The organism is Methylobacterium sp. 174MFSha1.1 (genome assembly GCF_900116815.1).
In the GTDB taxonomy this organism is placed as follows: Bacteria; Pseudomonadota; Alphaproteobacteria; order Rhizobiales; family Beijerinckiaceae; genus Methylobacterium.
The window spans coordinates 22,448-33,386 of record NZ_FPCB01000059.1; the positions used below are offsets into that span (position 1 = coordinate 22,448).

Consider the following 10,939-nt stretch of genomic DNA (forward strand, 5'->3'; position numbering starts at 1 on the left):
TCCGTGCTGGAGGCCGCGCTCTCGCGGCGACCCGGTTCCGGTTCCATGACTTAACGGTGATCTACACGCAGGCCTGACGGATCGCAGGCGGGTGGGCCAGAGGCCGGGCAGCGCTGAAAACGATCCCGGCTTCCGCAGCCGGTACCGGGAATACTCCGCACCGGATCGACTGGATTGTATTCCTGATATTGGAAACGCTGGAGCGTGTCGTCGAGACGAACGCCCGAATCTGCAGTGCGATGTCGGGGGATACGGTCGGATCTGTTCGGCCGGTGGCGTGCACATCGCCGATCGTCGCGAGCCGCGACCGGCGGGGAGCGGAGCGGCCGGACGGCCGCTCGCGCGGGAATCTCGCGCTCAGAAGAAGAAGCGCGGACCGTAGACCCGGCGATACGGCCGGTAATAGGGCCGGTAGTACGGCCGATAATACGGGCGATAGGCGCGCCGGTAATACGGACGGTAGTAGCGGCGGTAGGGCCGGTAGCCGTAATACCGGCGGTAGGGCCGGTAGCGGTAGTAGCGGCGATAGTAATAGGCCTTGTCGACCAGCGGCGCGGCGGCGCTGGCCTCGGCCGCGAGGGCGCCGGCGCTCGGCAGGGCGGCGGCGGAACTGCGGCTGGTGCCGAGCCCGAGCCCGGCGACGAGCAGGGTCAGGACCAGGCTGATCCATCGAAGGGCACGCATGGTGTCGGTCTCCCTCGGGCAGCGCGGCGCTCAAGGCCGCCGCCCCGGCTGGTGGATGGCAACGAGGCTCGGTTCCCGCCCGTGACGGAGGGGCGGGACGCCCGCCGGAGCTCCGAGGGGCGGTGGTGGTCATCTAGATGCGCCCGGCCCCGCTTCAATCGAGGAGGGCGAAAAACTTGCGGTGATCTTGATCCGTCGCAGCGGTCTTGTTCGGACAGGTCTTGTGCGAGGATGCCTCGCTCGCGCAGGTCCTGTCGGGCAGGTTCTTCCAATGACGTGTCGCGGTCCCGGCCTGCGGCCCCGGGCTCGCTTGCCGGGAGGTGGCGCGCCGCCTACCTGTCGGATCCGCCATCGGAGACCCCGCCCCGCCATGCCGTTCCGGCCCCTCGCCGCCCTGCGCGCCCTCCTGCCCGAACGATGGGCCCGCCGCCACCCGGTGGTCCCGGTCGTGCGCCTGAGCGGCGCCATCGGGGCGGTCTCGCCCCTGCGGGCCGGGCTCTCCCTCGGCGCCTGCGCGCCGGCCCTGGAGCGGGCCTTCGGCATGAAGGGGATCCGGGCGGTGGCGCTCGTCGTCAACTCCCCCGGCGGCTCGGCGGCGCAGTCGCACCTGATCTTCCGCCGCATCCGGGCGCTCGCCGCCGAGGCCGGTGTGCCGGTCCTCGCCTTCGTGGAGGACGTCGCGGCCTCCGGCGGCTACATGATCGCCTGCGCCGGCGACGAGATCTTCTGCGATCCGTCCTCCCTCGTCGGCTCGATCGGGGTGGTCTCGGCGGGGTTCGGCTTCACCGGGCTGATCGAGCGCCTCGGCGTCGAGCGCCGGGTCCACACCGCCGGCAAGGCCAAGGCGATGCTCGACCCGTTCCGGCCCGAGAACCCGGACGACGTCGCGCGCCTCAAGGACATCCAGGCCGACGTGCAGGCGATGTTCACCGAGCTGGTGACGAGCCGCCGGCCCGGTCTCAAGGGCGATCCCGACGAGCTGTTCTCCGGCGCGGTCTGGACCGGCCGCCAGGGCCTGGCGCTCGGCCTCGTCGACGGCCACGGCGACGTCCGCTCGGTCCTGCGCGCCCGCTTCGGCGACACGGTCCGGTTGCCGGTCGTCGAGCAGGTCCGTGGCGGCCTGCTCTCGCGGCTGCTGCGCCGGCGCGAGCCGGGGGCCGTCGGCCTCGCGGCCTTCGAGGGGGCGCTCGCCGCCCTCGACGAGCGCGCCGCCTTCTCCCGCTACGGCTTGTAGGCCGTCACGGCGCGGCCGGTTCGTCGCGCAGGCTCGCCGGCAACTGCGTCAGGCACAGGATCTGGTCCTGGCGCTCGTAGGTCTCGCGCTCGCGGATCGCCCGCTCGACCTCCTCGGTGCCGGCTGTGGAATAGCGCAGGCCGAACGGGATCGAGCCGTCCTTCGGGTAGGTCGCGAGCTTGCGCCGGGTCTCGGCCCGGCAATAGGCGGCCCAGTCCTGCGACAGGCCGAGCCGGCGGGCGTACTCCGCCACCGCGACGCCGACCCGCTTCTGCGCCTCCCGCTCGCTGCGGGCGAGCGCCCGGTCGTCGAGGCCGTTGATGAGCCCGCTGACCACGAAGCCGAGGGCGACCGCGATCGACATCAGAACGAACAGGCTGCGCATTCCGGGGCCTGCTCCCTCGCGGCGGCGTCGGGCCTAGGTGTCGCGCGGCGCCCGTTCGGCAAGCCGGCCGGGTTCAGTACGACGGGCCGTAGGAATAGTACGTCGCGCCGTAGGGCGACGGGTAGGTCGCCCCGACCGGCTGCCAGCCGTCGTTGCCCCACGGATCGGAGGAGCGGCGACGCGCGACGCGGGGGGCTTGGGCATAGCCGGGCTGGGCGTAGCCGGCCTGGGCGTAGCCGTCCTCGTCGAGGCGCTCCCGGCGGGCCCTCGCTTCCCGGCGCGGGGACGTGCGGCCGGCGAGGACGGTCTCGTCGCCGCCGATCACCACCCGGGTGTTGCCCATGCCCTCGGCCTTGACGAGGGCGTAGAGCGTCGCGGCCTTGCCCGGCGCCAGGCGCACGCAACCGTGGGAGGCGGGGGTGCCGAGGCGGGAGGTGTGGTTGCTGCCGTGGATGGCGTGGCCGCGGCCGGTGAAGAAGATCGCGTGCGGCATCGGCGCGTCGTCCCACTCGCGCGAGCGGTAATCGACCACCATGCGCGAGGGCGAGAAGGCGCCCCGCGGCGTGCTGTAGCCGTCCATGCCGGTCGAGACCGGCCAGTCGTAGAGCGTCTGCCCGTCGCGGGTCACGGTCATCCGCTGGGTGGTCTTGTCAACCCGGATCAGGATTCCGGCCTGCGCCTCGTCGGTCCGAACACTGGCTCCTGCAACGCAGAGGGTGACGAGCAGGGCTGCTGCGGCGCGCATCGTGAAGAATCCCTTATCCGGCAGGACGCGGAGGCGATATGCCACGCTTGGGCACCGGAATGACGTGCGCGCCGCGCTCAGGTTCCCCGGTTTCCCTGGGGTTTACTGCGCAGAAACCATTATGTGCCGGCCACTTCCGGCTCCCAGCCGATCGCCCGCCGCAGGAAGGCGGCGCCGAGCGCCGCGAAGGCGGCGGTCTCGGCGCTGGTCTTGCCGTGGGAATGGCCGCCGGCCTCGGGCTCGTAGAAGCGGGCGGGGTAGCCGAGCGCCTGGAGTTTCGCCGCCATCTTGCGGGCATGGCCCGGATGCACCCGGTCGTCGCGCCGCGTCGTGGCGATCAGGATCGGCGGGTAGGGCTTGCCGGCCTCCGCGACGTGGTAGGCCGAGATGTGCTGCAGGAAGGCCCAGTCCGCCGGGTCGTCGGGATCGCCGTACTCGGCGATCCAGCTCGCGCCCGCCAGAAGCTTGGTGTAGCGGCGCATGTCGATCAGCGGCACGGTGCAGAACAGTGCGCCGAAGCGCTCCGGATAGCGCGTCAGCATGTTGGCGATGAGGAGCCCGCCGTTGGAGCCGCCCTCGGCGGCGATGCGGCCGGGCCGGGTCACGCCGCGGCGGACTAGGTCGGCGGCCACCGCCGCGAAATCGTCGTGGGTGAGCGCCTTGCCCTCGCGCCGCCCGGCCTCGTGCCAGCGGGTGCCGAACTCGCCGCCGCCGCGGATGTTGGCGACGACCCGCGTGCCGCCCTTGGCCAGCCAGAGCCGGCCGAGCACCGCCGAGTAGCCGGCGAGGTTCGTGACCTGGAAGCCGCCGTAGCCCGAGAGGTGCACCGGCGCCTCGCCGGTCTCAGCCGGAGGGCCGGCCTGGACGTAGGGGATGCGCTCGCCGTCGCTCGAGACCGCCTCGTGCCGGGTCACCACCAGGCCGTCGGCCTCGAACAGGGACGGAGCCTGCTTCAGGAGCCTCGGGGCGGCGAGGTCGGGGCGGGTGCTCAGCAGGGTCGAGGGGGTGACGGGATCGTTGGCCGCCACCATCAGGTCGCCGTTCGATTCCTCCTCCTCGCCGTCCATCGACCACACGCTGACGACGCCGAGCTCCGGCAGGCCGGCGACGCGGCTCTCGGCCCAGCCGCCCGCGCCGGGGGTGAAGACCGGAAACACCGCCTTCAGGTCGTCGAGGACCGAGATCACCAGGTGCCCGCCGGTCCAGAAGAAGCCCTGCAGCGCCCGGCGCGGGCCAGGGGTGAACAGGATCCGGAAACCTCTGTCCCCGGCGAGAAAAGCGTCGAGCCCGATGCCGAGAACGCTGTCGGCCGGGTGGGTCGCGCCGCCCACCGTCCACGGCGTGCGGGTGCGGATGGCGAGATGGCCGCGATGCCAGTGGGCGTCGGCATCGGTCGGGATGTCGAGGCGGGTCTTCGGTCCGGTGCGGTCGCCGAGGTCGATCGTGCCGTCGAAGAAGCCGGTGCGCTCGGCGAAGACCAGGCGCTCCGGTGTCGCCTCCCGGTCCGGATAGCCGTAGGCGACCATGCTGGCCGGGCCGGCGGAGAAGATCACCGGGGCGCTCAGCGGGTCGGTGCCCCGCCGCCACAGCCGCACGGTGCGGGCGTAGCCCGCCTGCGTCGCGTGCTCGGGGCCGCCGAGCGGGCTCGCCAGCAGCAGCGTGTCGGGATCGAGCCAGACCGGGATGCTCTTGGCCTCCGGCAGCGTGAAGCCGTCCGGGACGAAGCGGCGCTCGGTCACGTCGAACTCGCGCAGAACGGTCGCGTCGCCGCCGCCGCGGGAGAGCTGGATCAGGGCGCGCGCGTGGCTCCCCGGCAGGCTCGAAGCACCGCTCCACACCCAGTCCTCACCCTCATCGCGGGCGAGGGCGTCGAGGTCGAGGAGCACGTCCCAGGCCGGCTCGGGCTTGGCGTACTCGTCCTCCGTCGTGCGCCGCCACAGGCCGCGGGGATGCTCGGCATCCTGCCACAGGTTGTAGAGGAGGCCGCCGCGCCGGGTGACGCCTGGGATCTTGTCCGGCCGGTCGAGGGCGGCCTTCAGGCCGTCGCGGTCGGCGGCGTAGCGGCCGTCCGCGAGGCTTGCGAGCGTGTCGGCGTTCTGCGCCTCGACCCAGGCGAGCGCCCGCTCCCCGTCGATCTCCTCGAGCCAGAGATGCGGATCGTCGTCGGGAGCCTGGAGGGTCGGGCGAGGATCGGGGGTCAGCGGCATGCTTGGCTCGTCGGTTGGCGTTTCGCGAGAAGATCTAGCTGGGCCGCGGACCGGGTCCAGGGCGATGCCCGCGGGGAAATCCGGGGCTCGGGCGTGCCACGCCGTCATACGGGTGCAACAGCCCGTCTGTTTGAGGGGGGAGACAGGGCGCAGGTCGGCACCGGCCCGGGAGGACCCGCATGACCGGTACCGGCATCGCCGCCATCATCTGCCTCGCACTCACGGTGATCAACCTCGCGAGCCTCGCCATCGCCTTGCGCCGCCTCGGCCGGGCCGATCCGGACCGGGCCGGGACCGTGGACGTCCCCGTCACGGTGGTGCGGCCGGTCTGCGGCCTGGAGACCTACAGCGAGGAGACCCTGGGCTCCGGCTTCCGCCTCGCCTATCCGCGCTACGAGCTGATCTTCTGCGTCGCCCGGGCGACCGACCCGATCGTGCCCCTGGTCGAGCGGCTGATCGCCGCCCATCCCGGCGTGCCGGCGCGGCTGATCGTCGGCGACGAGCGGGTGAGCGACAACCCGAAGCTCAACAACTGCATCCGCGGCTGGGACGAGGCGCGCCACGACTGGATCGTGCTCGCCGATTCGAACGTTTTGATGCCGGCCGACTACATCCAGCGTCTGCGCGCCGCCTGGCGCCCCGATACCGGCCTCGTCTGCTCGACACCGGTCGGCACCCGGCCCGGCAGCTTCTGGGCCGAGGTCGAGTGCGCCTTCCTCAACACCCTGCAGGCGCGCTGGCAATATGTCGGCGAGGCCCTCGGCCTCGGCTTCGCGCAGGGCAAGAGCATGCTCTGGTACCGCCCCCTGCTGGACGCGCAGGGCGGCATCCGGGCGCTCGGCGCCGAGATCGCCGAGGACGCTGCCGCCACCAAGCTGGTGCGGGCGATGGGCCGCAAGGTCCACCTCGTCGCCGCGCCCTTCGCCCAGCCCCTCGGGCCGCGCCGCGCCGGCGAGGTGTGGTCGCGCCAGCTGCGCTGGGCGCGGCTGCGCCGCGTCACCTTCCCGCTGTACTTCGCCCCCGAGATCGGCACCGGCGCGGTGATCCCGATGCTGGCGGCCTATCCCGCGGCGGGCGGGGGCTTCTCCGGCCTCGCGGCGATGCTCGGCACGGCCGCCGCCTGGTACGGCGCCGAGTGGCGGCTCGCTGCCCGCAACGGCTGGCCGCGCTCCTGGCGCTGGCCGCTCGCCTGCCTCGCCCGCGACCTGCTGTTCGTCCCGATCTGGCTCGCCGCCTGGGTCGCCCGCGACATCGTCTGGCGCGGCAACGCCATGGACATCCGCACCAAGCCGGCGCGCCTCGGTGCCGACGCCCCGGCGACGGTTCCATAACGCTTGACGATCGCCCCGGACGGGATCACGCTCCCATCCGGCTCTCCCGCCCGAGGCGGGGAGGGCGACACCGAAGGAGGGGGGCATGACGCCACCCATGAGGCGGGCCGCGACCATCGCCCCGGCAGCCATTCGGGCCGGGGCGTAGCGGCAGATCCCGCGGATGACGGGGCGGAGGCGGCCCCACGGGGCGGTGAAGCCACGCGACGCGCGCGCCTTCCGGTGACCGATGAGCCCCGATCTCGGCCGCTTCCGTTCTGCTTTTATTGTTTTATTCAGCAAGACTCGGTGAGAGATCCGTCACCGAACGAGGTGACTCCAAACCGTTGCGCACCTTTCTCAAGATCGTGTTAGGATAGGTCTGCCGACTTGCCTCCCTCCGTGTCATCCCGGGGCCGCACAGCGGAACCCGGGATCCATAACCGCCGAGGGTCGAGAATGAAACGGAAGACGTCCCGCTTCATCCGAGCGCGTCAGCGGTTATGGATCCCGGGTTCTCGGCTTCGTCGAGCCCCGGGATGACGCTGAAGACGTCAATACTGTAAGGGATTCGGACAAGTTCTGCGTGTGCAAGTGGAGTGAATTCCTGGACGCGCTCGCGAACAGCGTTTCACGCCTCCGGCACCATCCAGATCCGCGTCAGCCGCGCCAGACGCACCAGGGCGTCCTGGAAGCGCTCGGGCGTGTCCTCGACCCGCGCGTGGATGCCGAGCGGGCTCAGGCTGACGACGCGGGCCTCGACCTCGCCGATCGTCGCCGCCGCGACCTGGATCGGGGTGCCGGGAGCTAGCTCCGCCGTCGCCACCGGGGCCAGCAGCAGGCCGCCGCGGCTCAGGTTCAGGATCTCGGTGCGGTAGCTCCGGCCGCCATGCCGCAGCCGCGCCGACAGGGTGACGGGAAAGCGCCGGTCGCGCCGCCGCTCGCTGCCGAATCGTGCGTCGGTCGCCATCGCCGCCGACGCTGGGGAAGTCGAACCGATCTGTGGTGTGTGGGACGTAGGGTTCATGCCGGTTCTGGTCGCAGAGACAGGTTAAGTCTCGTTTAATGAATCCGTGATTAACTATCTTCTGACAAGTTTTCGCTCTTTCACCGAGACCGCTCCCGCTATGACGATGGGACTCGAGGCAGGCCCGCACCCGGTGGTTTTCCGGGCGCGGAAGATGGCGCGCGGCGCGACGCACCGAGGCATCACGGCGTGAGCCCTGCGACGGATCATGACGCGCGCCCCGGCTGGCGCGCCGTCTTTGCGCGCCTGTTCGGGCGCGGGGCGGCGGGGCGGCTCGTCGATGGCTGCCCGGACCTCGTCGCCGAGATCGACGGCGCGGGCCGGCTCGTGCGCGCCTCGCCGGCGAGCCGGGGGCTGACGGGCCGCGCGCCCGAGACCCTCGCGGGCCTTGCTCTGGCCGATTGGGCCCACCCCGAGGACCGCGCCGGCGTGGCGGCTCTGCTCGCCGGCGGCGGCGGCGCCCTGATGCACCGCCTGTCCCACGCCGACGGCCGCTGGATCTGGGTCGAGACCCGCCTGTCGTCCGGGGGGCCTCCCTTCGTCGCGGCGATCCGCGACGCGGCCGCGCGCCAGGACACGGAGGCGTCGCTCCGGGCGAGCCGGGCGCATTACCGCGCGCTCGCCGACACGCTGCCCCAGCTCGTCTGGATGGAGCGCACCGATACCGGCGAGACCGTCTATGCCAACCCGGCCTTCGAGCGCTATTTCGGCGCGATCGGGCCGGGCCGGGCGGCGCGGCAGGAGCGCTACCACCCCGACGACCGGGCGCGGATCGCCGCGGCTTTGGTGCAGGGGGCCCTGGCCAAGGGACCCCCGGGACACGATGGCAGCGGCGAGGCGAAGGGCCGCCTGCGCGACCGCGACGGCACCTATCGCTGGCACCAGCTCTCGTTCCAGCCCCTGCGCAAGGACGACGCGCTCCTCGGCTGGCTCGGCTCGGCCCTCGACATCGACGAGATCCTGGCCGCCCGCAAGGCGCTGGAGGAGACCGGCGACCTCCTGCGCCTCGCCCAGGAGGCAGCGGGCGCCGGCCTGTTCGACCTCGACCTCGTCACCCGCGAGGTGACCCTGGCGCCCGAGAGCGCGCGGCTGCACGGGCTTCCCGCCGACCGGCCGGCGGTGATCGGGCTCGGCGCTTGGCTGCGGCGGCTGGTGCCGCCGGACCGCAAGCCGGCCCTCGCCGCCTTCCGCGGCGCGGTGGCGGGCGGGGGCACCTTCGACATCGCCTTCCGGGTCCAGGTGCCCGGCGGCCAGCGCTGGATCCAGGCGATCGGCCGGCTCTGCCGCGACCGGGACGGCCGCGCCCTGCGGGTGACCGGCCTCAACCTCGACATCTCGGCCCGCAAGGACGCCGAGGCCGGGCTCGTCGCCGCCAAGGCGGCCGCCGAGGCGGCGAAGGCCGCGGCGGAGACGGCCAAGGTCGCCGCCGAGCGGGCGAACGCCGCCAAGACCGATTTCCTTTCGGCGATGAGCCACGAGATCCGCACGCCGCTGAACGCCGTGATCGGCTTCACCGGCCTCCTGGCCCAGGCCGAGGGCCTCGAGCCGGAGCAGCGACGCCATGCCGGCCTCGCCCGCGCCTCGGCCGGGGGGCTGCTGACCCTCGTCAACGACATCCTCGACTTCTCCTCGGTCGAGGCCGGGTCGGTCGCGCTGAGGCCCGAGCCGTTCGCGATCGAGGCCCTGGCGGAGGGCTGCCTCGGCGTCGTCGGGGCGGCGGCGGCCGAGAAGAGCCTCGCGGTCACGAGCACCATCGATGCGAGCCTGCCGCGCCACCTCGTCGGCGACGAGGCGCGGCTGCGCCAGATCCTCCTCAACCTCCTCAACAACGCGGTGAAGTTCACCCCCCGCGGCAGCGTCGCCCTCTCGCTGCGCCACGAGGGCAGCGGCCGGGAAGGCGAGCGGATCCGCTTCTCCGTGTCCGACACCGGCATCGGCATCGCGCCCGAGAAGCAGGGCCGGCTGTTCGAGCGCTTCTCGCAGGTCGACAGCTCGATCCGCCGCGATTACGGCGGCACCGGCCTCGGGCTCGCCATCAGCCGCCGCCTCGTCGAGGCCATGGGCGGCGAGATCGGGCTGATCTCGGCGTCGGGCCGCGGCGCGACCTTCTGGTTCACCCTGACCCTGCCCCGGGCGGAGGACCAGGCACCGCCGGAGGCCCGCGCCGCCGCGGCGCCCGGCCGCCCCGGCCGCCTCCTCCTCGTCGAGGACATCGAGGTGAACCGCGAGCTCGCCTGCCTGATGCTGCGCAAGGCCGGCCACAGCGTCGACGTCGCCACGGACGGGTTCCAGGCGGTGCGGGCCGCCGAGGCCGGAACCTACGACCTCGTGCTGATGGACGTGCAGATGCCGGGCCTCGACGGCACCATGGCGACGCGGCTGATCCGCTGCCTGCCCGGCGCGGCCGGGCGCGTGCCGGTGGTCGCCATGACCGCCAACGTGCTGCCGGACCAGGTCCAGTCCTTCCGTGCGGCCGGTATGGACGACCATCTCGGCAAGCCCTTCACCCCGGCCGAGCTCACCGCGCTCCTCGCCCGCTGGCTCGACCGTGCCCCCGGCCCGGACGCGGCGACGACTCCGGAGGACGAGCCCGTTCTCGACCAAGCTCTCTACGACGGCGTCCGCGCCTACCTGCCCCCCGAGGCGGTGCGCCGCCTCCTCGGCCACCTCGCCGAGCAGGTCACCGGGGCGCTCGCCGGGGAGGGGGCGGAGGCCGCTGGGCGCGGACGGCTGCGCTTCGAGGCGCACGGCCTCGTCTCGGCGGCGGGCATGCTCGGCTTCGCGGCCCTCTCCCGGGCCTGCGCCGAGCTCGAATCCTGCACCGAGGACGCGGTCGCCCGCGATCCCGCCGCCTTCGCGATGGCACTCGCCCGGGCCCGCATCCGCTGCACCGCGGCGGCGTTCGAGACCCGCCGCCTGATCGCCGGGCTGGAGGCGGGCCCGTCGGCGCCGACAGGTCTCGGCCGGACGGCTTAAGGCGCGGGCGGGGGAGGGGTCCTGCGGTATCATCTCGTATGCCGAGCAGCCTTCGACGGTTCAACGCCCAACGTGCGGGTAATCGACACTAATTTTTCAAGTCGAATGCCATTCGACCAAATGCATGGGCTGCCTGCGGCAAGAACTGGCGCGGACAATCTCCTCTCCCCGCGGGCGGGGAGAGGCTTTCGTCCCCCTTGCCGGGGACGAAAGAAGCAGAGGCGCAGCCGGAGCGAGGGTGAGGGGGTATTCCCGGATGAGCCTCCTCCGGCACCACCCCCTCACCCTCGGCTGCGCCTCGCTGCGTCCCCTGAACGGGGACACAGCCCTCTCCCCGCCCGCGGGGAGAGGAGGATTCCCGCGCCATTCTT

General features: G+C 72.7%; 8 protein-coding genes. 3 read left to right on the plus strand and 5 right to left on the minus strand.

Going from position 1 to position 10,939, the window contains the following annotated elements:
- Nucleotides 1–357: 357 nt before the first annotated feature.
- Nucleotides 358–684: a hypothetical protein gene (locus tag BM430_RS31690; RefSeq protein ID WP_244539759.1), complete on the minus strand. Its 327-nt coding sequence runs from the start codon at nucleotides 682–684 to the stop codon at nucleotides 358–360.
- A gap of 370 nt (nucleotides 685–1,054) precedes the next feature.
- Between BM430_RS31690 and BM430_RS31695 the strand changes: the two genes are divergently transcribed.
- Nucleotides 1,055–1,918: a S49 family peptidase gene (locus tag BM430_RS31695; protein ID WP_093571181.1), complete on the plus strand. Its 864-nt coding sequence runs from the start codon at nucleotides 1,055–1,057 to the stop codon at nucleotides 1,916–1,918.
- Nucleotides 1,919–1,922: 4 nt separating this feature from the next.
- On the opposite strand, the gene BM430_RS31700 is transcribed toward BM430_RS31695, so the two are convergent.
- The 3 genes from BM430_RS31700 to BM430_RS31710 all read right to left on the minus strand — a co-directional run bounded on the left by BM430_RS31700 (nucleotide 1,923) and on the right by BM430_RS31710 (nucleotide 5,255).
- A complete protein-coding gene (locus BM430_RS31700; protein ID WP_093571182.1) occupies nucleotides 1,923–2,303 on the minus strand; it encodes a hypothetical protein in 381 nt (126 codons plus the stop codon).
- Between the two features lie 73 nt (nucleotides 2,304–2,376).
- Nucleotides 2,377–3,048, minus strand: a complete 672-nt coding sequence (locus BM430_RS31705) for a L,D-transpeptidase (protein WP_093571183.1) — start codon at nucleotides 3,046–3,048, stop codon at nucleotides 2,377–2,379.
- Between the two features lie 119 nt (nucleotides 3,049–3,167).
- Entirely contained in the window at nucleotides 3,168–5,255 is a 2,088-nt protein-coding gene (locus tag BM430_RS31710; protein WP_093571184.1) for a prolyl oligopeptidase family serine peptidase, read from the minus strand.
- Between the two features lie 179 nt (nucleotides 5,256–5,434).
- On the opposite strand from BM430_RS31710, the gene BM430_RS31715 reads away from it, so the two are divergent.
- A complete protein-coding gene (locus BM430_RS31715) occupies nucleotides 5,435–6,586 on the plus strand; it encodes a ceramide glucosyltransferase (RefSeq protein ID WP_093571185.1) in 1,152 nt (383 codons plus the stop codon).
- Between the two features lie 610 nt (nucleotides 6,587–7,196).
- On the opposite strand, the gene BM430_RS31720 is transcribed toward BM430_RS31715, so the two are convergent.
- On the minus strand, nucleotides 7,197–7,535 hold the full coding sequence (locus tag BM430_RS31720) for a PilZ domain-containing protein (RefSeq protein WP_177303236.1): 339 nt from the start codon (nucleotides 7,533–7,535) through the stop codon (nucleotides 7,197–7,199).
- Nucleotides 7,536–7,781: 246 nt separating this feature from the next.
- Between BM430_RS31720 and BM430_RS31725 the strand changes: the two genes are divergently transcribed.
- Complete coding sequence (locus BM430_RS31725; RefSeq protein WP_093571187.1) at nucleotides 7,782–10,568, plus strand: PAS domain-containing hybrid sensor histidine kinase/response regulator; 2,787 nt, start codon at nucleotides 7,782–7,784, stop codon at nucleotides 10,566–10,568.
- The last annotated feature ends 371 nt before the right edge of the window (nucleotides 10,569–10,939 follow it).